The organism is Sphingomonas sp. 67-41 (genome assembly GCF_001899725.1).
GTDB classification, from domain to species: domain Bacteria; phylum Pseudomonadota; class Alphaproteobacteria; order Sphingomonadales; family Sphingomonadaceae; genus Sphingomonas; species Sphingomonas leidyi.
Genome location: NZ_MKWJ01000022.1, coordinates 170949 through 195014, shown reverse-complemented (window position 1 = coordinate 195014; position 24066 = coordinate 170949). Strand labels below are relative to the sequence as shown.

At 69.3% G+C, this 24066-nt stretch carries 17 protein-coding genes; all 17 read right to left on the bottom strand.

Translation table 11 applies throughout. The features are described from left to right. Positions 1 to 5: 5 nt before the first annotated feature. The 17 genes from BGP17_RS11880 to BGP17_RS11800 all read right to left on the bottom strand — a co-directional run bounded on the left by BGP17_RS11880 (position 6) and on the right by BGP17_RS11800 (position 24038). On the bottom strand, positions 6 to 1256 hold the full coding sequence (locus BGP17_RS11880; RefSeq protein WP_286712076.1) for an efflux RND transporter periplasmic adaptor subunit: 1251 nt from the start codon (positions 1254 to 1256) through the stop codon (positions 6 to 8). Positions 1257 to 1325: 69 nt separating this feature from the next. Beyond that, positions 1326 to 2696 carry a sensor histidine kinase gene (locus BGP17_RS11875; protein ID WP_286712074.1) on the bottom strand — a complete coding sequence of 457 codons (1371 nt, stop codon included), beginning with the start codon at positions 2694 to 2696 and terminating at the stop codon, positions 1326 to 1328. After that, a complete protein-coding gene (locus BGP17_RS11870) occupies positions 2693 to 3352 on the bottom strand; it encodes a response regulator transcription factor (RefSeq protein WP_167300301.1) in 660 nt (219 codons plus the stop codon). Before BGP17_RS11870 ends, BGP17_RS11875 begins: the two co-directional genes overlap by 4 nt. Before the next feature lie 82 nt (positions 3353 to 3434). Beyond that, positions 3435 to 6059, bottom strand: coding sequence for a DEAD/DEAH box helicase family protein (locus BGP17_RS11865; protein WP_286712072.1), 2625 nt, complete (start codon positions 6057 to 6059; stop codon positions 3435 to 3437). A 136-nt stretch (positions 6060 to 6195) separates the two neighbouring features. After that, complete coding sequence (locus BGP17_RS11860) at positions 6196 to 8622, bottom strand: MHYT domain-containing protein (protein ID WP_286712070.1); 2427 nt, start codon at positions 8620 to 8622, stop codon at positions 6196 to 6198. Positions 8623 to 8854: 232 nt separating this feature from the next. Beyond that, positions 8855 to 10189, bottom strand: a complete 1335-nt coding sequence (locus tag BGP17_RS11855) for a hypothetical protein (protein ID WP_286712068.1) — start codon at positions 10187 to 10189, stop codon at positions 8855 to 8857. 3 nt (positions 10190 to 10192) lie between these two features. Then, positions 10193 to 11143: a hypothetical protein gene (locus tag BGP17_RS11850; RefSeq protein ID WP_286712066.1), complete on the bottom strand. Its 951-nt coding sequence runs from the start codon at positions 11141 to 11143 to the stop codon at positions 10193 to 10195. 12 nt (positions 11144 to 11155) lie between these two features. Further along, positions 11156 to 12388, bottom strand: coding sequence for a hypothetical protein (locus tag BGP17_RS11845; RefSeq protein WP_286712064.1), 1233 nt, complete (start codon positions 12386 to 12388; stop codon positions 11156 to 11158). A gap of 3 nt (positions 12389 to 12391) precedes the next feature. Further along, entirely contained in the window at positions 12392 to 13744 is a 1353-nt protein-coding gene (locus BGP17_RS11840) for a hypothetical protein (protein ID WP_286712062.1), read from the bottom strand. A gap of 30 nt (positions 13745 to 13774) precedes the next feature. Beyond that, positions 13775 to 14833, bottom strand: coding sequence for a hypothetical protein (locus BGP17_RS11835; RefSeq protein WP_286712060.1), 1059 nt, complete (start codon positions 14831 to 14833; stop codon positions 13775 to 13777). Between the two features lie 22 nt (positions 14834 to 14855). Further along, on the bottom strand, positions 14856 to 16625 hold the full coding sequence (locus tag BGP17_RS11830; RefSeq protein WP_286712059.1) for a hypothetical protein: 1770 nt from the start codon (positions 16623 to 16625) through the stop codon (positions 14856 to 14858). A gap of 71 nt (positions 16626 to 16696) precedes the next feature. After that, a complete protein-coding gene (locus BGP17_RS11825; RefSeq protein WP_286712056.1) occupies positions 16697 to 18172 on the bottom strand; it encodes a S8 family peptidase in 1476 nt (491 codons plus the stop codon). Then, a complete protein-coding gene (locus tag BGP17_RS11820) occupies positions 18169 to 18978 on the bottom strand; it encodes a hypothetical protein (protein WP_167300311.1) in 810 nt (269 codons plus the stop codon). Before BGP17_RS11820 ends, BGP17_RS11825 begins: the two co-directional genes overlap by 4 nt. Further along, positions 18975 to 19232, bottom strand: coding sequence for a hypothetical protein (locus BGP17_RS11815; RefSeq protein WP_286712055.1), 258 nt, complete (start codon positions 19230 to 19232; stop codon positions 18975 to 18977). The genes BGP17_RS11820 and BGP17_RS11815 overlap by 4 nt, the downstream gene beginning before the upstream one ends. After that, the gene (locus BGP17_RS11810; protein WP_286712054.1) at positions 19229 to 20239 is read right to left on the bottom strand and encodes a hypothetical protein; all 1011 of its coding nucleotides are present in this window, start codon (positions 20237 to 20239) and stop codon (positions 19229 to 19231) included. The genes BGP17_RS11815 and BGP17_RS11810 overlap by 4 nt, the downstream gene beginning before the upstream one ends. Positions 20240 to 20324: 85 nt before the next feature. After that, complete coding sequence (locus tag BGP17_RS11805; protein ID WP_286712053.1) at positions 20325 to 23603, bottom strand: papain-like cysteine protease family protein; 3279 nt, start codon at positions 23601 to 23603, stop codon at positions 20325 to 20327. Between the two features lie 3 nt (positions 23604 to 23606). Next, complete coding sequence (locus BGP17_RS11800) at positions 23607 to 24038, bottom strand: DUF3467 domain-containing protein (protein ID WP_167300315.1); 432 nt, start codon at positions 24036 to 24038, stop codon at positions 23607 to 23609. Positions 24039 to 24066 lie beyond the last annotated feature (28 nt).

Below are 24066 nucleotides of genomic sequence, written 5' to 3'. Positions count from 1 at the left end.
CGCGATCAGCCCGGAATGCCGGCTTCGTTGACGAAGATGGCGCCCTTGGTGACGATCCGCTCGCCGGGGCGGAGCCCCACGGTGATCCGGATCGTGCCGTCGCCCGGGCCCTCCGCCACGGCCACGTTGCGGGCGACGAGGCGTCGGCCGGGCTGGGCGACCCAGACGCGGGCATTGTCGCCTTCGCGGATGACGGCTTCCGCGGGGACGACGAGCGCGGTCCCGGGCGCGGCCCTTGCCGGTGCGGCGATGGCGAAGCTTGCGAACATCTGGGGCTTGAGCACGCCGTCGGGATTGGCGATGACGGCGCGGACCGGCAGGCGATGGGTATTCGGATCGAGCGCGGACCCGACCATCCGCACCTGCGCGGTGAAGTGCCGGCCCGGAGCGGCCGGGGTCGTCACCGTCACCTGATCGCCGACGCGGACCCGGCTCGCATCGCTCTCGGCAACTTGCGCCACCAGCCATACGGAGGCGGGATCGGTGATCACCAGCGCCGGCCCCTCCGAAGCCGCGCCGAGATACTGGCCGGCGCTGATCGCGCGATTGGCGACGATCCCGCCGATCGGCGCGCGCACGATCGCATTTCCGGCCAGCCCGCCCCGGGCGATACGCGCGATGTCCCCCGCCGTGCCGCCCTGGATCGCGATCTGGTTGCGCGCCACGACATAGGCGGCATCGGCGGTGCGCATCGCCGCCTGCGCGGCGACCAGCTCGCTCTTCGCCTGCTGATAGTCGCGCAGCGCGCCGCCGCCATTCCGGTAGATCAGTTCCTCGCGCTGGGCATTGCCCTGGGCGATGCCGAGCTGGGCGCGCGCGGTGTCGCGCTGGGCAGCGGCCGCGACCAGGCTGTTGGCGCCCTGCGCCCGCTCGGTCGATCGGATTTCGAACAGCGGCTGGCCATGGGCGACGCGTTGCCCGGCTTCGACGAACACGCGAGTCACCTGGCCGGTCAGCGGCGGCAGCACCGGCGTGGAACGGTCTTCATCGACCGAGATGGTGCCGGTCGCGCGCACAGTCGCGCCATCCGCCGCCGTTCCCACCGCGCGGATCTCCATGGCGGCATATTGATCCGGGGTCGCCTGGAATATCCCCGGTTCGCCCGGTGTCTCCGCCGGATCGGGATCCTGCCGGTGCAGCAGCGACGCCAGCACGATCGCGGCCAGCAGGATCGCCGCGCCGGCCAGCACATAGGCGATCTGCCGCCTGCGGGGCAGCGCTTCCGGCGATGGCGCGGGCGGGACGGTTTCGGTCAAGGCAACCTCGAACGGCAGGAGAAGCGCCGCCGATAGATCGCGAAGCTGATGCGAAACTGAAGGCGGCGGTCAATCCGGCAGGAAAATCGTCGCCCGCAGCCCCGGGCCGTCGTCCCGGTTCTCGAGCAGCAGTTCGCCGCCCAGCACCGTCACCGCCCGCCGGGCGATTGCCAGGCCCAGCCCCCCGCCGGGGCGGGGATCGCCGTCCCGGCCCGCCGCTCCCGACAGGCGTTCGGGATCCATGCCCGGGCCGCGATCGCGCACGACCAGCGCCGTCCTCCCGCCAACGCAGCGGATCTCGACATCGATCGTCCCGCCGCCTGCCGCATGCTCCACGGCATTGTCGATGATCGTCGCCAGTGCCACCCGCAACGGCGTCGGGTCGGTCGAGGCGATTGCCACTGCGGGGGCCGTCAGCGAGAAATCGGCACCGGCCCGCGCCGCGAACAGTGCGCGATCCGCGATGACTTCGCCTGCCAGTTCGCGCAGATCGACCCGTTCGCGCGTGAGCGTCGCCGCGTCGAGCCGGGCGAGCTGCAGCATCTGGGTGATCGTGTCGCTGCCGCGATCCACGCTTTCCAGCAGATCGGAAAGCGCCGCATGCTCCTCGGATTCGGGCGGCGCCCGCCGCAGCAGCAGTTGCGCCCGTACCTTCAGCGCGGCAAGCGGCGTACGCAACTGATGCGCGGCCTGATCGGCAAAGGCCTGTTCATGCTCGATCGCGGCCCGCACCCGTTCGAGCAGGCCGTTCAGCGCGGCAATGATCGGCGCCAGGTCGCTCGGCATGGCAGGGAGGTGGAGCGCCTCCAATTCGGCTGCGGACCGGTTGGCGAGCGTCGCGCTGAGCTGCTGCACCGCCGACAGCCCGCGCCGCAAGGTGAGCCATAGCAGCACCGCGCTGCCGAGGATCAGGAGCATGATCGGTATCGCCAGCTGCTCGCCGACGCGCAGGATCAGCCCGCCGCGCACCTGCATCGGTTCGGCCACCACGATCAGCAGCCGTTGCTCCGGAACCGCAAGGCCATAGCTGCGCCATCTGGCGTCGCCGACGTCGAAGGTGCGAAATCCGGGCGTCGCGGCCACGCCCTTCTCGACATCGCTTCGCGTCGGCCGCACCGCCGGAATGCCGAAATGGAAGACGGCGAACTGGCGCCAGGCGGCCGAGGCCCGGAACGCGCTGAGATCCTCTTCGCTGAGCAGCCTCCGATAGGGCGTATCGTGGTTCGTCCGCGACTTGGGGTCCTCCGCGGTGAATTCCTCGCGCATGAGCAGATGCAGCACATGAGTCGCGGTGATCAGCTGCTGGTCCGCGCGCTGGTTGATATCGGCGCGCACGATCGCGAAGAGCACCCCGGCCATCAGCATTCCCGTCACTGCGACCAGGAGCAGGGTGCGGACATAGAGGGCGCCGGTAAGGGAGCTGCCGATCGCCCCCTTCATTTCGCGACCATGTAGCCGAGCCCGCGCGCGGTGACGATGAAGTCCTTGTCCAGCTTGCGCCGCAGCGCCGAGATGGCCACCTCCACCGTATTGCTCTCGATATACTGATCCTGGTCGTACAGCGCCGCTTCGAGTTCCGCCTTGCTGACGAAGCGGCCGGCCCGGCGCATGAGGAGCGCGGCTATCCGGAATTCCTTGGCGGTCAGCGCGACCGGCCGGTCGCGTAGCCGGACGGTGCGGCCTCCGAGATCGAGCGCCACGTCGCGCGCGACGAGAAGATCGGATCCCCGTCCGTCGCGCCGCCGCAGCTGCGCGCGCACGCGCGCGGCCAGCTCGTCGATATCCAGCGGCTTGACCAGATAATCGTCGGCACCGGCATCCAGCCCCGCAACGCGCTGGGTGATCCGGTCCTGCGCGGTGATGACGATGACCGGGACGAGCCGGTTCTTGTCCCGAAGTTCGCGGAGCACCGCCAGCCCCGCGATGTCGGGAAGGCCGAGGTCCAGCAGGATGACGCCATAGGCTTCGCTGCGGCACGCCAGCAATGCCTCTTCGCCGGTCCTGGCCCAATCGACTGCATGGCCGGCGTCTTCCAGCGCGGCCCGCATGCCTCGGCCCAGGGGGGCGTCATCTTCGACGAGGAGTAGGCGCGCCATGATCCTTGTTTCGTTGCTACGTCGTTCCGGACCCTAGCGCGGCATGTCGGACCAATCCAGGTCGGCAGGAAAGCCCGCTGCGCTACATCCACACCGAGCGCCGTTGGAAGGCGCGCTGCATCCCTCCGGCAAAGGACTGGACCCGCGCCCGAAGCAGCGCGCGACGCCCCTCCTGCGTCCGCGCGAAGAGCAGGCGCGAGCTTCCGACCCGCCGACGCCATTCGCCCAGAAAATGCTCGGCGAGTTCCTTGCGCACGCCAAGCGATGCGGGGACCGCATGATAGTCCATGCGTGATCTGCCCCATAGCGCGCTTCTGCGGACCAGGAGGTAGCGCGGGTTCTGAATGGGGCCGAGCAGTTCGGCGAGCGCATCGAGGAAAACGCGTTCCTCGGCCCTGGTCGCGCCATCGATGATCACTTCGCAATGCCCGGACAGCGATCGCCGCACGAGGATCTCGTAATCGGTCCCGTCGCGCCCCAGGGCGCCGGCATGGCACAGGCTGGCGCATAGCGCCCTGCCGACTTGCGCCAGGCTGCGCTCCAATGTGCCGTTGCGCCGCCAGAGCCGTGCCGCAAGCGCGAGCTTGGGCAGGGCATAGACAAATGTCGCGCCGAAGAAGAGCATTGCCAGCGTGGCCGCGCCACCCAGATGCGCAAACTGGCGCACGACCCCGGCGGCGGAGAGGGCGCCGCCGCTGATCCCCGACAGCATCAACGCCTGCAAGGTGTCGGCCCAGGCGAGTTGGCGCGGCGCGTAACGCGCCTCGGCGACGCACCGGACATGGCTGCGGGACGTCGCATCGCCAAGCGAGACGCGCCACTTGTCGGCGACCCGGGCGCGATCGCGGGCGGATGCGAACGACGCGGCATTCCGCTGGTCCGGCCCATCCAGGGCATCCAGCCCGAGCCGGCCGATCCCGTTCTCGATCATGCGGCCCTCCCCGTTCGAGATGCCCTCGAACGCATCGAACCTGCGCACCAGCGCGATCATGTCGCTCTCTTCCGAGAAATTCTCGCCCGATCCTCGCGGCGCGACGGTCGCGAGGTGCCAGATTGCCGCGACCTTGCCCGGCTGGTCGGGATCGATGCGGATCGCACGCCCCCGCATCTGGTTGGACAGCATATAGGAGCCGGCATTGCTCGCGAGGATCAGGCTGTTGATCGCGGGTGCGTCCCATCCTTCCCCCAGCAATGCCTGGGTGCCGATCAGCACCCGGATCACGCCGCGCTGGAACAGGCGCGTCACCAGCAGCACTGCCGGCTGCGTCTCACCGACGCCGAACTCCAGCGCGACATGGCCGGGGCATCCGGGCAGTGCGCGTCGGCGGATGCGCGCCAAGTCGATGCGTGCCGCCGTCGCTTCCGCCTCAAGCGCCATGTCCGCGGCGATCGGAAGGATGACCAGCGTTCCGGTCAGAACCGCCAGGCCGTTCTCCACCAGGCCTGCGCGACGCAATGTCTCGAAGATCGGAGCGACGCCCAGCTTCGCCGGAACGAAGGACGCATCGGCGCGTGGCGGCAATTCATCCGCGCGAACCCGGTCGGAAAGAATGACGAGGCGGAGCCCATCGCCCATGGCGGCCGCTTCGGCGCGCACGATTGCGGCGATGCTGCCGAGCTTGGCGACGCTGCCGGCCATGGCCGTGAAGACCGGCTTGCTCTCGTCGAGCGTTACCCGCCCGTTCTGCACCGCACCCAGCGTGTTGAGGACGCGGCGCAGCTCGGCGCAACGCGCATCGCCGAGCTGAACCTTGCTGCGCGGTTCGTTGAGCAGGCCGTCGAACAGCCGTTCGAGCCAGGCTGCGCTGAGCGGCGGCAATTCCGCGTCGCCTACGCCGAGCAGCCGGGTCGCCGCGCGCGGGATCGCATGTCCCGCAGCCTGCAGGAAGATCATCAGCGCGGTGAGATGGTCCGGCCGCTCGAACAGCTCTGCCTCGTGCGCCTCGGGTTCGACCAGCCAGGGATGCGCGGCAAGGCACGCGACCAGCTCGGCATCGCCCAGAAGGCCTGCGACAAGGGCTGTGATCGCCGCCCGTCGCTCGAGCAATATCGTCAGTTCGTCCTGGTTCGGCACCGAGAAATGAACATGATCCTGATGTGGGCAGAGATCGCCGTTGCGGACCAGCTCAGGCACCGAGATCTCGCTGTCGATCGGCCCGCAAAGCGCCGCATAGCGGTTCCATTCGGAAAGCGGTGCGTCATAGGGCGGTGTCGCGGTAAGTGCGATCAGCACCGTTCCCTTCAACCGGTCGCGCAGCGCGAACAGCGCGCTCCACCATTCGCGGCGCAGATGATGCGCTTCATCGACGATCAGCGTCAGCGGCCCCTGGCGCTCCAGCGCCACGATCAGCGCGTCGAACCGATCTTCGCCCATGGCATATATGGCATGGAGCGCCTGATAGGTCGCGAGCGTCATGGTCGCGGGCGTCTCGATGTCGGATGAGATATGTGCATCCCAGCCATGGCGATCGTCGAGAAACCACGGAAACAGCCGCTCGCGCCATTGATCGCGGATGGTGATGCTGGGAGACAGGATCAGGGCGGGCCGCCCGATCTGCCGCATCGCCTCCAATCCGAGCACCGTCTTGCCGGATCCCGGCGCGGCGACGATGTGCAACCGCCCGTCGGCAAGATGCCGGTCCATCTCGGCGAGCACGCGCGCCTGATAGTCGCGCCAGGTCCCTTTGAACAGCATCTTGCCGAGCATCGACCCAGTAGAAAGCGAGCATATGCGCCAGCGTCAACCGGATCGTTGCAACCCGATCGAACCTGCCGCTCGGCGCGATCGCGCAAAGGGGGCATCGCGCGCACCGCCGAGATCCGGACGGGCCGGCGCGCAAGGATCAGCGGCTGCGAACGGCGTCCCCCAGCGCCTTTAGCAGCTCGTCCATATGAAAGGGCTTGCGCAGGATCGCCGTCGATCCCTGGATCGCCTCGATCGCTCCGACATCCGGAAAACCGCTCGCGAACACGATCGGAAGCCCCGGCCTGCGGCGGCGAATCTCGCTGGCGACTTCCGCGCCATTCATTCCGGGCATTGCGAAATCGAGCAGCAGCACGTCCGGCGCCGCCTCCTCGAGCAGGGCCAGGGCGGCGGGTCCATCGGCGGCACTGGTCACGACATGCCCCGATGCTTCCAGCGCAGCGGCGAACACGACCCGCAGATCCGGATCGTCGTCCACCAGCAATATCCGAACGCTCCTGCCCAGAGCGGCTGCGACTTCCGGCTCGCCCTGTTCGATCGGCATCGGTGCGCGATCCGTACAGGGCAGGAGCACGCGGACCTCGGTTCCCTGCGCGAGCACGCTGTCGATGCGCACCGTGCCGCCCGCCTGACGCACGCTGCCATAAATCTGCGCCAGGCCGAGGCCGGTGCCCTTCCCTACCGGCTTGGTGGTGAAGAAGGGCTCCATCGCCCGCCGCAGCGTCATTTCGTCCATGCCGGTGCCCGTGTCCGCGAAGGCGATCTCGACATAGTCGCCATCCCGCATCTCGGGATCGCCGGCGATCGTGCGCAGCGCGGTCGAAATGGTCAGCCGCCCGCCGTCCGGCATCGCATCGCGCGCATTGATCGCCAGGTTGAGCGCCATCATCTCAACCTGGGTCGGATCGGCCATGACCGGTGCCGGCGAGGGATCGAAACGCAGTTCGAGAGCGATCATCGGGCCCAGCGTTCGGCGCAGCAGGTCGGCCAGCGCTTCGATCACGTCACGCATCAATATGGGTTGCAGCTGGATGTCCTGCGAACGGGAGAAGGCAAGCAGCTGCGCGGTGAGCCTCGAGCCCCGTTCGGCGGCCTGTAACCCGGCTTCGGAGAAATGCCGAACCTTGTCGGGCTCATGCATGCGGCGGCGGATCAGCTCGAAGGCGCCCACTACCGCACCCAGCACATTGTTGAAGTCGTGCGAAAGGCCGGCAACCAACTGCCCGACCGCTTCCATCTTCTGGCTCTGGAGCAAGGCTTCCTGGGCGCGGCGCAGCTCCATCGAACGGGCCTCGACACGCGCCTCGAGAGTCGCGTTGAGCTCGCGCAGCTGATCCTCGACCGCGGCACGCTCCGTCACCAGGCGGGTACGTTCGGCAATCTCCTCCATGAAGGCGATCTCGTCCTGCCGCCAACGCCGCGGATGGCGATCGTTGAGATAGACGATGGTGCGCAGGCGCCCGTCGCGAAGGAACGGCACGACCAGGATCGAGCGCGTGTCGACCTTGCGCGCGGTGTCGCGGGTATGCAGTTCGTCGCTCAGCGCCGCTTCCAGCAGGTCGTCGATCACGACGGTCTCGCCCCTGCCGAGTGCGGCCACGATCTTGATCCCGAAAGCGGCGGCCGGCAGCCGGCCGAGGAGCGGCGGCACGGCTCCATCCGTCCAGCAGACGTCATAGTCGAACAGCTTCTCGGCCGGATCCAGCCTCCCATAGCCGGTACGGGCGACGCCGAAATGCTTCCCCATCAGCGCCGCGACCTGGTGCAGCGCCTCATCGGTATCGCGCTCCCGCAGGATGTCCGCGATCTCGAGGCGAAGCGCGCTCCGCGCCTCACGCCTCGAAAAGCCCTGGAAGAGCCGTTCCAGCGTCGCGGCACCCAGCGCGAGCAGCAGGATCAGGACGGTGATGGCGGCGATGGCGCCCGCGAGATAGGCTTGCCCGACGCTCGGCAGCCCGTCGCTCAGGTCGGCGTGCGCGCTCACCGTGAACACTGCGCCGCGCATGCCGGAATAGTGCATGCCCGCTATGGCGAACCCCATCAGGATCGCGGCGGCGATGCGATGGCTCATCTTGCGGTCGCGGGATGCGAGCCACACCGCGGCGGTGGCGGCGCCAAGGGCAATCAGAACCGAGATGCCGAACCAGAGGGGTTCATAGCTGAGCGTCGCGGGCATCCGCATGGCGGCCATGCCGACATAGTGCATCGCGAGCACGCCCGAGCCGATCAGCAGGCCGGTGGCGACGATCCTTCCCTGGGATACCGACTGCCAGTTCAAGGTGGCGAAGCCGACGCCGGTGAACCCGAGCGCGAGCGCAAGGGAAAGCAAGGTGAGCCCGAAGTCATAGCTCATCCGCATGCCCGGCATGTGGAAGGCCAGCATGGCGACGAAATGCATCGACCAGATGCCACCGCCCAATGCCGCCGCCGCGGCCGAAATCCATACGCGTCGCGTCCAGCCCGTGGAGGATCGGATGCGGCTTGCCAGGCTGAGCGCAGTGAAAGACGCGAAGATCGCAATCAGAATCGACAGCATCACCAGAAAGGCATCATGGCTGCCGGTCATAATCATGATCTGCTAAATTCCACGCCGCAGGAATTCTTGCAATCGGCAGGACATTGATTTTCATGTCCGAAGTATTTGGTCTGGCCCATTATGCGACGTCGCATCGGGAAAATACAGATGAAGAAACCCGGGCCGATGCTGTCTGACGATCGCCGGTGCGATGCGCGTTGCCAACAACCGCGACGGCAACCCCTCGCGCTCGTGCCGGAGGGTCGGCCGCCCGGCCCTCGCCTCAATGCGCGGGTGCCGCGGCCGCGGGCGGGTTTGCAGCGGCCCCGCCGCCGGCCGGTGGCGGGGCGCTGGATCCGCCGGACGCGCCTGCTGCCGGCGCCGCGGGAGCCGGTGCGGCGCCGCGCGGCGTGACCGGCGCCAGGGCCGGCGCGGTCACCGTCTGCGCCGGCGCCAGGCCCGTTCCGCCGCTGGCCGCGGCCGGTGGATTCGCGGCCCCGCCGGCGGTGATGCGCGCGCGATCGGTCTCGGCCGCGATCTGTGCCTCGCGCTCGGGGTTGAGCGTGTTCAGCCGCAGCCGTTCGACTGTGTTCTGCGATGCGATCCGGTCGAGCGGCACCTGGTCGGTGCGGAAATGCAGTTCGACCGAGCTGTCGAGATCGGCCGAGACGTTGGTGCTCTCGTTGGTGGTCACGTCGTCGGTCCGCACATAGCCGATGGTCGAATTGACCGATGCCGACGCGCTCCAGAATCCGAACCCGCCCGATGCGCTGGCGGCGAGCGAGGTGCGGGTGTCGAAGCCGCTATGCTCCTGCTCGCGCGCGGCCGACTGGGCGTCGATATGGAAGCGCATCGACGCGGCGATCCTGCCGGAATCGATGACGATGCGCTGCATGCCCATCTGCACCATCGTCGCCAGCATCTGCTGGCGGTTGCGCGCCAGCGAGCTGCGCACGAAGGGGATCAGCTCCTGGGCGCCGGTGCCGGGGATCGCGGCGTCGGGCTCGAGGTTGAGCGCCGCGCGCACGGCATCGATCGTCGGCGGTGCGCCCGCCGGGATCAGCCGGATCGGATCGGGTACGTCCTCGGGGTCCGGCACGTCGCGCGGATCGGGCGGTTCGGGCTCCTCGATGCGGAAGCTCTGGGGAAATTGCTCGGCGAGCCAGCGCTTGGCGGGATCGTCGCTCGATCCGCCGGTCGAGGCGAAGCCGTCGAGCGACTGCGAGACGCCGCGGACGAGTTCGATATATTGCCGGAGCTGCTGCTGGTTGGTGTCGACCATCGCGCGGAAGATGCCGTTGATCAGTTCGGCGACGAAGCGCGGGAAGCTGATCGCGCGCAGGACGGCATGGGTGGTGCCCGCGACGCCCGCGACGGCGGTGCCCGAGACATGATCGCCGGCGTTCATCCCGGCAGCGAGTGCGGCGGGTTTCCGCGGCGCGGCGCCGGTCCCCGCTTCGGCCTCGAACAGTTGCGCGGCGTGCGCGATCCGCACCAGCGCATTGGCGATCTCGTGGCGGTCGCGCGCGTCGAGATCGTCGAAGCCGCTGGCCGCGGTGAGCGAATCGCGGATCGCGCCGCGCACCGCCGGCGAAGGGGTGGCGAGCGCCGCCGCCACGGCTCAGCTCCCCAGGTCGCGCCAGCTGGTGCTCGCGCCGCCGGGAGCGGATGGGGGATTGGGCGCCGGGGGGGCGCCGCCCTGCCCGCGCACGATCGACAGCGTCTCGTCGACCCAGTCGACTGCGGAATCGACGACGGGATCGCTGGCCTGGACCAGATTGCCGCCGGCGGTCTCGATCGTGTCGACATGCTCGGCGAGCCAGGCGAGCACGGCCATGCCGGCGCGGCCCCGGCGCAGCAGCGTGAGCGTCGGCCGCGGCGTGCGGCGGAACTTGCGGTCGATCGCGCCGACCGCGTCCCACAGGGTACGGGCATGCAGCAGCGCGCGCACCTGCGCATTGTTGAGGAGGGCAATGGCCTGGGAAAGCGTGTCGAGGATCTGGCGCGCGAGCATCAGCACCATGCCGCTCGCCGCGCCGGAGACATTCTCCGCGACCTGGATCGCGGCCTGGCGGGCGCGCCCCTGGCTGCCGCCGTCCGCGGCCTTCATGATCGCATCGCACAGGTTGAGCAGCAGCTCCTCGAAATCGCCATTGGCGCGGGCGCTGGCATCCTCCGGGCCGGTCGGCGCACCGAATAATCGCCCGAACAGCGACAGCCGCTCGGCTTCGCTGGGCCGCTGGTTCCGGCCCTGCCAGAAGCGTTCGATCGCGGGGGCCGCATCGCCGATGTCGCCGTCGAGCGCGCCGGTGCGCATCAGCCGAGTGAAGTCGTCCGCCGCCTGGATCAGGCCCGCCATCTCCAGCGTCGAGGCGAGATAGAGGCTGGCGATGGCGCGCACCTGCATCGCATCGGCACGCGCGGCGGGCGGCAGTTCGATATTGCCCAGCTCGGCGAGCATCGTCGCATGCGCATGGACGGCGAGGAGCAGCCGCTCGGCATCGTCGACGGCGCGGATCAGCCCATGCGGCAGGGGCGGCCGGGCTTCGAGCGCAAGGGCAAGGCTGGTCATGTGCTGCATCGCTCAAGGCCCCGCCGGCACGGGCGTGGGTGTGGGCGTGGCAGCGCCGGGTGCCGCCGGCCGGGTGCCGCCGCGCGGCGGGGGCGGTATCGAATTGCCCTGGATTGCGCCGATCATCTCGGGCGTGGCCATCTTCTCGAGCGGCAGATAGTCGGACTTGAAGTTCACCCGCACTTCGCCCTGCATCTTGGCCGCGAGCTCGAGCTTGGACTCGCTGGTCTCGTCGACGCTGGTGCTGACGGTGGCGACATGCGACTGCTCGTTGACGTTCACCGAGCCGCCGCCAAAACCCAGGAAGCTGCCGCCGAACGCACTGACGTTGCGGTTGCGGCTCGACTGGCGGTCATAGGCGGCGGCGCGATAGTCGCGCTTGGCTTCGTCGGTGGCGCGCATGTCGAACTTCACCTTGGCGGTGATGGATCCGTCGGTGACCACGATCCGGTTTATGCCGAGCATCACCATCGAAGCGAGCAGCTGCTGGCGCGACTTGGCCATCACGATGCGCGCGGCATTGACGAACGCGGCCTCCGTCTCTTCCTCGCTCAGGTCGGTGGGGGCGGGCCCCGCCATGCCCAGGGTCGCGTGGATCTCGCCGAGCGCGGCCTCCTCGTCCTCGCCGGTGACGCGCAGCTTCGTCTTGCCGCCGTCCGCGTCGACATCGAGCGCCAGCAGGTCGGGGAAACGGTCGACCATATAGTCGCGGCCCTGCCCCATGCCGATATTCTCGGCCATATATTCCTCGGCGGTCTTGGCCACCGCGGCGATCAGTTCGGCATAGGCGCGCATCTGCTCGATCGTGGTTTCGACGATCGACTTGAAGACATTGTTGATCAGCCCGCCGACGAACGCGGGGAAATCGACATTGTGGACGAGGTTGGTGAATTGCTGCGTGCCCTGGGCCGCGGCGCCGGCGACGAAATCCTTCCCCGCGAAGCCCGGCGACCTGGAGAGGTTCTGCCGGGTCTGCTCATTGGCATCCGCCATGCCGCGTGCCGGCGCGGTCGCCGCCTGCTCCACCACGCCGGCGGGATCGTCGATATAGGCGAGGACCTTCACCATGTCGTTGGCGAGCTTCGTCTGCTCGGCCGCGCCCAGCATCGCAAAGGCGGGGATGCCGGTGAGCATCGCCTGGACCCTGGGGCGCACCCGCGCGATCGCCGCGGGGGTCATGCCGCCCGGCCCGCCATGGAGCGGCGGCGATTGCGGCTGCGGATCGGAAGGGAGCGGCGGGGCCATGGTTCAGGCACGGGCCGGCGCGGGGGCGGGGGCAGGCGCGGGCGCCGGTGCCGGTGCCGGCGCGGGTGCCGCGGCGGCGGGCGCGGGCCCCGGCGTATATTGCGGCTTGTTGTGATCGACCGGCTTGGAGCGCATCTGGATCGCCGCGATCATCTCGGGCGTCGCCATCTTCTCGAGCGGCAGATAGTCGCTCTTGAAATTCACGTCGACGGTGCCGGCCAGGCTGGCCTTAGCGGTGATCTGGTCGGCGCTCTGGTCGCTCGCCACCGCCTGGGCGGTCATCACCGGCTTCTGCGAATATTTGTACTTGCCCTTGGTATAGTAATCGGAGTCGTAATTGCCCGTGTAGGTGCTCTTCCCGCTTTCATAGCTGTTGTTATAGTCTCCCTTGCTCTTGCCGCTGCGCTCGCTTTCGCCTTCGCCGTCGGTAGTGACCGCAAGGTTGCCCGAGGCGTCGCGCGCATAGTCGCGCGCCATGGCGGTGCGCGAAAGCGTGCGCTGGCTCGACGCGTTGAAGTCGTAGAGGATCTTCGCCTGGATCTTGCCGTTGGTGACGACGATCCGCGACAGGCCCATCATCACCATGGTAGCGAGCAGCTGCTGGCGCGAAGTGGCGATCTGGCCGCGCGCGGCCTTGATCAGCGTCTCCTGCACTTCGGGATCGGTGACGTCGATCGAGTCGATCTCCTTGTCGGCATAGCTGCCCAGCGCATCGCGCACGTTCGACAGCCCGGCATCGAGGTCCGCGCCGTCCTTGACGCGCAGCTGGGGCGCTCCACCGGAAAAGGAGTCGGCGCCGATGTCGAACAGATCGGGGAACTGCTCGCAGAGCTGGTCCTTGCCGTCGTTCGACGTCGTGTTGTCGTCCCGGAACTGGTTCAGGGATTTGGACACGTCGGAGACCATCTTCGAATAGGCCTCCATCTGCTGGATGTTCGAGGTGATGATCGAGTTGAACACGCCGTCGATCAGCCCCGAGACGAACTCGACGAAATTCACCTGGCGCATGAACTCGCCCGCCGCCTGGGCGCCGGCCATCAGCGAGCCGGCGGAGAATTGCTCCTTGCCGATATCGTCGACCGCCTGCTTGTCGGACTCCCACTGCTCCTGCCCCGTCGGCCCTTGCGCCATCGGCTGCGCGGTGACCGACTGGGCCCCCGCCTCGGCCTTGCCGACCAGCGCGTCGGCGATCAGCGCGGTATCGCGCGCCACCTGCATCTGGGTGTCGGGGGGCAGCTGGTGGAAGGACGGCGTCGCGGCGAGCATCTCGCGCACCTTGGCGCGCACTTCGGGCCGCGGCGTTCCCTCGGCCGGCGCCACGGGCCCGGGGGCGGCGATTTGGGCGGGAGCGTTCATTTCTTCGGTCCTTGACTGGCCGGCCGCGATTCAGGCGGCGACGGGAACGGGCGGCGCGGCGCTTACCAGCGAGGCGGCGGGGGTGATCTCGAACTCCACCGGGCGCAGATAGAGCTTCACCCTGGGCGGCCCGCCGGGGCCGACGCGGATGCCGAGGATGGTGAAGCGGCCGGGCCAGATATCGTCGGCGGGCGTGAATGCCTCGAGGAAGCGCTCCAGCGCCGCCAGCTCGCGCGGCCGCTCGCGCAGGTTCATGGTCAGCAGCTGGAGGAAATTGGGCGGCACGTCCGGGATCGCATCGAGCATGATCTGCAGGTCGAGCTCCACGCCCTGGGGGCTGCGCCCGAAGGCCACGAGGGCGGCGCCGTCGGGCACGTCGAACCGGCCGCCCAGCGCGACGCCGACGATCTGCAGGATGCTCGCCAGCCGCTCGCCCAGGCCCAGCTCGTCCAGCATCGGCCGCATGTCGGCGATGCGGAAGCGGTTGGTGAGCAGGAAGGTGATCCATTGGCTGCCATAGTCGCGCCCCGCCACCAGCGTGGTGAAAACCGGGCGCAGGCCCGGCATCGCCGCCATCGCCTGGCCGATCAGCCGGGCGAGCGCCGGATTCACTTCGGTCATCGGATTGCCGCCGCCGCCCTCATAGGTGACGGTGGCGCTCTCCAGCCCGTTCTGGTCGAAGCTCGATCCGAAGAATGCGCCGTAGCGCAGGCCCCCGGAGCGGGTGAGGCTGCGATGGCTCTCGCTCGCGCCGTCGAACCAGTACAGCGCCTCGCGGCCGAAATTGTCGCCCACCAGCCGCCGCATCTCGCGGCTGGCCATGTCGCGCCGCTCGCATCCCGATGCCTCGGGGCCGAGCGGCTCGAGATGGAAGGCGAGCGCGCGGCTCTGGTTCGATCCGAACACCGGTTCTATCGGCGCGGCGCCCGGCACCAGCGCGTTGGCGGCATAGCGCGGATCGCCGAGGGGCAGGGGAAAGCTGTCCTCCAGCATCCGCCCGACAAAGCCCATCGGATTGGCGGTGCGCAGCTTGCGCGAGGCGCTGACCAGCCGCCCCTTCACCTGCGTGCTGAGTGGTTCGTAGCCCATGGCCTTCTCCTCCAGCCCGCGCTCAATAGCCGGCGTAGCGGGACGGGGCGTGCCCGTTCGCCCGCGGCGCCTGGTCATAGCCCATGCCCATGCCGAGCCCGGCGCTGTCGAGCAGGTCGCGCGCGATCGACGGGATCTGGATCGGCCGGCTCGTCATGTTGGGTGCCTCGCGCGGCTGCGACATCTGCTCGATGCGGCCCTCGTCCATCGCCGAGTCCGCGAGCCACATCTCGCAGGCATTGACGAGGTCATAGTCGTTGGGATGCGACACCGCCGACTGGCCGCGCGGGCGGGTCGGCGGGTTGCCGACGATGCCGAGGTCGACCATCGGCGAGGTGGGATCGCGCAGCCGTTCGGTATTGCCGGCGATCCATGCGGTGATGATCGCGCCGCTGGTGGCGAGCATCCGGTATTTGGAGCTGTTGCGCGCGCCGCCCAGTTCGGTCTGGGCGACCTGGTCGATCACGCCCCACATGTCGTTCGCGCCGAAGGCCGAGAGCAATTCCCGGTCCTGCAGCAGCGCGATCATGTCGTTGATCTGCTTCTGGAGGTCGGCCGCGGCATAGAAGGCCATGCCATAGCCGTGCAGCGACATGTTGGTGGCCAGGTCGCGCGCCGCCTTCTTCACCTGTTGCTGGTTGACGGCCATCGGCGTGGCCGCGCGGATCAGCGCGTCGACGCGCGCTTCCCGCACCAGCGTGGAGACCGAGGAGACGAAGCGCAGCCACAGATCCTGGAACTCGGTGTTGACCTTGATGCCGGGCTGGCCGGTCGGCAGGCCGAGCATCATCGCGTAGAAGCCTTGGCGTTCGCTCTCGCTCATCCGGTTCGGCGCCTCGCGCCAATAGCTGTAGAGCTGGGTGCCAGCAGGCCCCTTGACCAGCGCGAGATCGCCGCGCTGCGACATCTCGACCAGCTTGTCGACCACCTGGAACGCCTTCAGCTCCTCGAAGGCGGAAGCGAAGATGAACGAGCCCATCAGCTTGCAATGGCTGGCGACGACTTCGAACGCCGTGGTCGCCTCCAGGTCGGGCAGGTCGATCACGATGTCGTGCATCGCCTGATCGTCGCCGAGCGCCTGGACCTTGTCGAACTGGTCCTCGACCAGCCGTTTCAGATTGACGTCGCCGGCAGTCACGCCGCGATCGACCAGCCCTTCGAACACGCGCGCATATTCGGCGGAAGAGACGCCGGGCTGCTGCTTGTCGCCCTGGATGTTGACTGCAGCGGCGACCTGCTTGAGCGTGCGCTCGGCGAGCTCCAGCCGTCCCGCGATGCGGCCCACCGCCTTGAACAGGCCCTCTCCGAAGGCCGCGCTGTTGGGATCCGCCGGATCGGGCCGCGGGGTCTTGAGCTTGCTCTGCTCGACGGCGATCAGCTGCGGCAACGGCGTGCCGTTATACTGGAGCAGGCCGAGGATCAGGCCGACGCGGGCGACTTCGGCATCGCGCTCGGCCTCGGTCGCGTTGTCGCCGGCCATTTCCGGGAATTTGAGGACCCCGCCTTCATGCTCGACGTCGCGCGGCCGAAGCCCGGTATCGGCCGAGGCGAGCGCGGCGCGCACCGTCGCGAAGAGGGGATCGAAATAGAGCCGGTTCTTCTGGGTGCCGTCGATCAGCGCCTTCAACTCCTTGACGCGTGCCAGTTCGGCGGCATCCGCCTGGCTGAGCTGCCCCAGTTTGGCGAGCCGGGCGGTGAGATTGGCATGGCTGTCGAGAATGGCGTCGCGGGCGGCTTGCTCGCGCTTGGCGATGTCGACGAAGCGGATGGTCGGGATAAGGATGTCGGCCATTTTCAAAGTTCCTTTTCGAGATCGATGTCCTTCGTTGGAGGCGCGGGGGGCGCTAGCGCGCGGGGCGGGCTCTAGCCGTCATCGGCGCCTCCCAATTCGGTGGTGTCGTCGGCGTCGATCGCGCGATCGAGCAAGGCGAGCGCATGCGCCGCATCGAGGATGCCGGCGCCGTTGCCGTCGGCGATGTCGGCGCGGTGGGGCTGGGCGCTGGCGATCAGCACTCTCCGGATCGTTTCCGGATCGAGCGCGGCGGCGCGCTCCTGCGCCCGGGCGACGAGCAGGGCCGCGGCGCCGGCGACGAAGGGCGCCGCGAAGCTGGTGCCGGTGGCGCGCTGATAGCCGTCGAGATCGGCGGTGCGGATATTCACGCCCGGCGCGCACAGCGCGACATGGTCGCCACTGGTCGAGAAGCCGGCGACCCGGCGCTCGGCATCGATTGCGCCGACGGCGATCACCTGGGGAAAGGCGGCGGGCCAGTAGACGCGCCGGTCGCCGCTGTTGCCCGAGGCGGCGACGAGCGTGCAGCCGCGCTCGGTGGCATAGGCAACGGCCTCGGCATGGGGCTTGGGCATGCCGGGCTCGATCGCCTCGTCATCGGTGCCGAAGCTGCAGTTGATCACGTTGGCGCCGAGCTGGGCGGCCATCACCAGCCCCATGTCGAGATCGCTGATCGCACCGATGCCGATGGGCTTGTGATCCGGCAGCTGTGCCGCACCGAGCGAGCGGATCGGCAGCAGGCGGCAGGCACCGGCGACGCCCGGCGGCAATCCCGCGCCGCTGCCGCCGATGATCGCGGCGCAGGCGGTGCCATGGCCGACATAGCGATCGGTGGGATCGGTATCGGCACCCTTGTTGTCGCCGAGCAGCCGGATGCCGGTGGCGAGCTGGCCTTCGCTCAGCTGCACCGTGTCATAGCCGCGGCGGAGCCGATCGCCCGTGTCCAGCGCCTGGCTGGAGAATTCGGGGTGATGCGGGTTGATGCCGCTGTCGACCACGCCGACGATCACGCCGCCGTCTCCCGCGCAATAGGCGAGCGCCTGGCGCGCATGGATCATGTCGCGCGGGTCCCAGCCCTGATTGTCGTCATCCTCGTCGCGGCGGGGAGGATGGGCGGGCCCATCCAGGCCGACCGTGCAGAGATAGTTGGGCATCGCCGATTCGACGATGTCGAGCTGCATCAGCGAGACGGCGAGCGAGCCGATATGGGTGTCCGGCTCCACGTCGAGGCGCAGCACGCGGGCGATGCCGCTGATCTCCTCGGCTTCGCTGTAGCCGCGGTTGCGCGCGCCGATCGCGTGGAGCGCCTGGGCGGCGGCGTGGAGGCGGGAGACGCGCAGCGTGCCGCCGAACGACTTGACCACCCGGTCGAGTATGTCGTGCCGCGTGGTCTCGGCGGGCTGGGCGGCGCGGCGGCGGACGTCGAGCGCGGCGGGGATGCCGGCGGGCACTTCGCCCAGCTTCAGCCGCACGAGCAGGCTGCCGGGCGCGGCATAGGCGCCGGCGCGGTGCGCCCAGGGCTGGACGAGGCGGCCGAGCCGGGCGGTCATGGCTGGCCTCCGTCGAAGCCGTTGGAGGGCGGAGTGGAAAGGGCGCGGCGCGGCGCCTGGTCGAACCACAATTCGGTCGGCGCGCGGGGGTCGTGGGTCAGGCTCATCTGCCCGGCGAGCTGGTCGCGATCGGGGGCCAGGACGAGCTCATGGTCGTGCGCCTGGACGATGTCGACCGGGCGACCGGCAATCGTCACCTGGGGCGGCATCCCGCCGCGCAGCAGGTTGCGGCCCTTCACTCGCAGCCGCTGGCGCAACGCGTCGGCCTGGTCGCCATCGTCGGCGCCGTCGCGGCTGACATCGTCGACCATCGGACGCGAGGCGCGGGCGAGCACCTGCTCGAGCTTGTCCGGCGCCAGCCGGGTGATCCGGCCGACCGAATTGGAGAGGCCGCGGCGCTCGAGCTCGTTGAGCTTCTCGACGGTCCGCACGCCGATGCCTTCCAGGCGGCGGCGCTCGGCGGGGTCGAGCTCGTCGCCCAACGCCGAGAGCGGCACGTCGTTCTTGTCGTCGACCGAGAGGGGGACGGCATTCTCCTCGATCATCGGCTTGGTGATCGCAGTGAAGACGAGATGGAGGACCGTGGGGTCCTTGTCGCTGGGGCCGGCCGGGCGGATGCGCAACTCGCCCTGGTTGAGCTCGAGATGCGCCTTCAGGTCCATCGAGATGTCCCGGATCGCGAAGGTCAGGGGCAGCCGGTCGTTCTGCGCCTTGAGCGTCATGCGGGCCTGGGCGGTATCGAGCTGCGACTGCACCGCCTGGATGAAATCCTCGAGCGCCACCGCTTCGCCGGTCTCGCCGATCATCGCGCCTCCTCCACCGGCAGCGTGCCGATGCGGAGCGAGAGGCGGCCGACCGGGCGATCGAACCAGGTGCGGGTGCGGGTGCGCGGCAGGTCGGCGCGGACCAGCGGGCCGGCGGGGCCGGTATCGACCCGGGCCTCGATCGGCAAGTCGAACGTGATGCCCGTCGCGCGCACCCCGACCGTCGGCAGCGCGGCGATACCGTCGAGCAGCTCGCCGATCAGGTCCTCCAGCGGGCGGGGCGCAGCCTGGGTCACGCGGCGCCTCCCGGTGGCGCGACGGGCGGCGCCGTCGGGGCGGGAGCCGCGGATGCGGGGGCGGGAGCGGGCGCAGGCCCCGGTGGCGGCAGTGCGGCGGCGGGCGCCTTGGCAGCTATCTGCGCGGGGCGAGCGGCGCGTTCGAGCAGGGTGCGCCGCGCATCGTCGACGAACCGGTCGAGCGGCAGCGTCTCGCTGGCGAAGTTGATCTTCACTTCGCCGAACAGCTCGGCGTTGAGCTGGCTGTCGGTCTGGGCGTTGACGCCGACGGTCGAGACCTTGGTGACCGGCGCCTGATACGACGTGCTGCCGCGCGTCGACCAGCTGCCCGACGGCGTCGCGTTGCCGGGATCGTCGCTCACTGCATAGTCGACCGCGGTCTTGTCCGCCGCCGCGGCGCGGAAGCGCAGGCGCGCAGTGATCGAGCCGTCCTTCACGACGATGCGGTTCATGCCGAGCATCACCAGCGTCGCCAGGGTCTGCATCCGGTCGCCCGCCAGCCGGTCGCGCGCCGCCGGGACGAGCTGCTCCTCGATCAGTTCCGGAGTGAGCTCCTGGCCGCCCAGGCCGAAATCGGAGAGCCAGGCCGGCGCATTGCTCTCGCCCGACTCGCCATTGGCCTTGCGCGGCACCAGCGTGCCCTCGGCATCGCCGCGGGCCAGCCCGATATCGCCGGGATATTGCGCGATCAGCCAGTCGCGCGCCTGATTGGCGGTGACGTTCTCGTCGCGGAACTGGGAAAGCGGCTTCGATATCGCCGCGACCAGATCGGCATAGCTGTCCATCTGGCGGATCGAGGAATCCACCATCGCGTCCCAGGTGCCGTGGATCAGCGAGGCGACGAAATCGGGAAAGTTGAGTTCGTCGGAGAGCGCGCCGGCACGCCGGCCGATGGTTTCGGTCGCGGGCGGTGCCTTGCCGGCTCCGGATGGCGCGCTCGCTCCCGGCGCGTCCTGCGGCGCGGGCTGCGGCTGTGCGCCGTCATTGCCCCAGAACGAGCCCGCCATGGCGTGCGCGGGCGTGGCGGCGTGGCTCGCCTGCCGGGACGTGGCCGCCGGAGGCGGCGGAAGGGGGCGGGCACCCGGCATCGGATCACGCGTATGCGAGCGGGCGGGCTATGCTGGTCGGCGTGCCGCCGCCGGGCCGCGAGTGCTGGACCCAGCGGCTCTCGATGTCGTGGGTGCCGTCGGCGTAGAGCGTGATGCGCGAATGGGCGACCTGATCGTCGGCGATGACCTCGTCGAACGTATAGGTGATGTTGACGTGCAGCGCCGGCACCTGCGCCGGTCCCGTCGCGCTGGCATGCGAGCTGCGGGCATAGAGCCGTGCGTCGTCCTCGATCGTCGCATTGACGGTCAGGCCCCAGCCGGCGGCATCGTCATGGCCGATATCGTCGATATAGATATGGCCGAGCGAGGTGCCGTTGTACTGCCAGCGAATCCGCAGCCAGCAATAGATGTCGTCCAGCCCGAAGGTGCCGCCGACCATCGGCCAGTCGCGCAGCTCGATGGCGCCGTCCTGGAAGGCGGCGGCGCGCGCCGGCGCGCGGTCGCCCGGATGCTTGATGCCGTTCCAGCTGGCGAGGTTGGTGTGGATGTCGCCGCTATTGGCCGCGATGATCTGCACCGCGGTGCCCGCGATCGTGGCGGCGGCGCCGATGTCCAGCGCGCGGGTGCGGGCGGGCGGCGGCGCGGGCAAGGTGCGGGGAGCCGCCATCGCATAGCCGGCAGGCGCGGTGGTGCCGCCGTTGATCTGGCGCCCGGCCGGGACCCCGCCACTCAGGATCTGCACATTGACCGGATTGCTGCCCGAGGCCGCCATCTCATACTCGGTCTGGAAATCCTCGTAGCGCAGGATGTAGCGGCTGCCGCGCGCATGGGTGGGGGCATAGTCGCCCGGGCTGCCGGGGGTGCCGACCGGGCGATCCCAGGGATCGGCGATGCGCACGAAATAGTCGCCGCCGCTCGAATACATGCCGACGACGAGCACGGCATGGCCCGACAGGATCGTCGAAGTCGCGATCTTGCTCACATAGAGCGGGCCGTTGTTCTCGATCAGCGCGGCGAAGCCGTCGGGCGCATAGCATTGCGGCGGATGCGCAGTGAGGCCCAGCCTGGCAGCGGCGGCGGCATGCTCGGTCCAGGGCAGGCCCTGTTCGATGTCGTTGCCGCAGCGTTGCGCGATCGATTCGGGCGAGACGCTGCGTTCGTCGCGCCAGCCGAGCAGCATGGCGATGGTGGTGGCCCAGCAGCCATTGCCGGTGGGCTGCGGGATGAGCTGCACCCCGTCCCAGTTGATCGACCAGTCGGCCGCGGCCATCGCTCCGGCCGTGCGCGCCGCCGCCATGGCGAAGCCCGAGGGCGCGCCGGTGCCGGTATCGGGCTGGCGGCCCGCGGGGATGCCGGCATAGATGATCTGGACATAGGCGGGGTTGCCGTCCGCCGCCATCTCATACTCGGTCTCGAAATCCTCGAACCGCAGGATGTAGCGGCTGCCGCGCTCGTGCGTGCTGGCATAGGCGCCGGGTGCGCCGGGCGTGCCGACCGGGCGATCCCAGGGATCGACCACGCGGACATAATATTGGCCGCCATCCTCGTACATGCCGACGACGAGCACGGCATGGCCCGACAGGTTGGCCGCGCTCGCCATCTTGCCGACATAGAGCGGGCCATGGCGCTCGATCAGGCTGAAAAAGCCCTCGGGAGTGTAGCATTGCGGCTGGAGCGTCCCCAGGCCCAGCGCCGCGGCGACGGTGGCACGCTGATCCCAGGGGAGTCCCTGCTCGATGTCGCGGCCGCAACGCTGCGCGATCGTCGCCGGCTCATAGCATTTCTGGTCCTTCCAGCCGATCAGCATCGCCAGCGTGGTCGCCCAGCAGGCATTGTCGTTGGGCTGGGCGATCCAGTCGACGTCGTTCCAGTTGATGCTGCGGCTCGTCGCCTGGGCGCGGGCATAGGCGAGCGCGCTTGCCGAGGCGCGCAGCGGATCGGGCCGGCTCGCGCTCTCGAGCCTCTCGAGCAGCGGCGTGACCGCCGCTTCGGCCAGGCCGAGGTCGAGCGCTTCCCCGATCCGCGTGGCGAACGCGCCGCCGATCCGGCTGGCCCGGTCGCGCGCGCCGAGGCCGGGCAGGGCCGGGGGCACATAGGCGGCCTCTTCCTGCCCGAATTGCAGCGCGAAGCCCGCGCCGATCGAGACCGCGCCGCCGATGCCCTGGTCGGCGCCGTCGAGCCACAGCTCGGCGCCGACCACGAGCTCCTCGCCGACATTGAGGGCAGCCACCTTGCGCAGGCCGGCAAAGCCGTCGATGCCGCCGGCATTGTAGCCGAGCTTGAACCGGGCCTGGAGCGCGAGCTTCAGATGCTCGATAAAGTCGCTGACGCCCTGCGCGTCGAAGCTGGAATCGGCAGTGCCGAACAGCGCGGCCTGGCCGTCGGGCGCGAAGACGGCGCCCACGCCGCCGCCGAATACCGGCGTATCGAGTGCCGGGCCGACCGAGATGGTCACGCTGCTGCGCGCCGCGAGCTGGGGCAGCGCGGCGAGGAACGCGTTGAGCGGGTTGATCAGCCCGGTGATCCCGAAGCCCGCCTGCCATGCGGCGACGAAGGTGCTGCTGGCGGCGCCGAACCGGTAGAGGCGGGGCGGATTGACTTCGCTGCCCGCCGTCGCGGCGGCGGTGCGCACCTTTTCCATGATCCAGCCGAGCGCATCGCCGGCGCCGAGCCCCGATGCCATGTTGAGCGCCACGTTGCCGCGCGATCCCGCCGCCATGGGTGCGGACCGCGCGAGGCCGGCGCTCTTCGCGGGGATATCGGGCATCGGGCCGAAGCCGTCGTCATAGGTGCCGTTGCCGCCCGGGGCCGCCGGCGCGCGCGTCGCGGCGATCGGCGCGGAAGCCGCGGGCGGCGGCGCGGCCGCGCGGCTGCCGGGCTGCGGGGCGTCGCCCGCCCATTCGAGCACCGGCGTGGTGCGCGGAGCCGTATAGCTGCGGCGCAGGCTGCGCCCGGTGAAATTGCTGAGCGCGACATAGGGGCTGCCCTCACGCGGCAGCGCGTCCACGTTCAGCCCGCCATTGCCGGCATGGCCGGTCGCGAGCCCGAAATAGATCTTCTGGCCGCCGATGAAGCGCGCAAGCACTTCGGACGGCACCACGAACACGCCGTCGCCGCGCGGTACGCTCAGCCGCCCCTGCTCGTCGCTGCAATAGAAATTGGCGGCGGTACGATGCGGCTTGTTCGCGGGATCGAACAGCGAGACATCGGTTGCCAGCACTATCTGCATCTCGACATCGGGCCGATCGACGCGAACGGCGAACCCCAGCATCGGGAACCGATCGCTGACCTCCATGCGATTGGGACGGATCTGAGCAGTCATGGATCACCTGTCGTTGCTGGAAGGGGAATTGCGGCCGGCATCGTCGCCGGGAGCCGCATCGGATCGCGTGCGCGCAGCGCGCAGCGCGCGGGCGCGCTCCTCGAAGTCGCCGATCGAGGAGAGGACGATGTCGAAGGGGCAGCTTTCCTGGCCGATCTGGGCGACCGGCCCGTTCTCGCGCTCATGTTCGTGGACCGAGCGGGCGAGGAGTTCGGAAAGCATCTTCGCATAGGGCGGGGTGAGCACCAGCCGCGTGTGGATGGCGATCGCGCCGACGCCTTCGTTGCCGCTCGGATAATATTGGCCGAGGTCGATCAGGAATTCGAAGGGGTTCTGGCCGAGCTCGAAATAATTGACGTAGCTGGCAGGCGCGCGGGATGTCTCGGCGCGCATCGCCGGGTCCGCATCCCTGTCCGCCACGCTGCCCTGATTCATCCGGCATGCCTCCTGACGGATCAGGAGC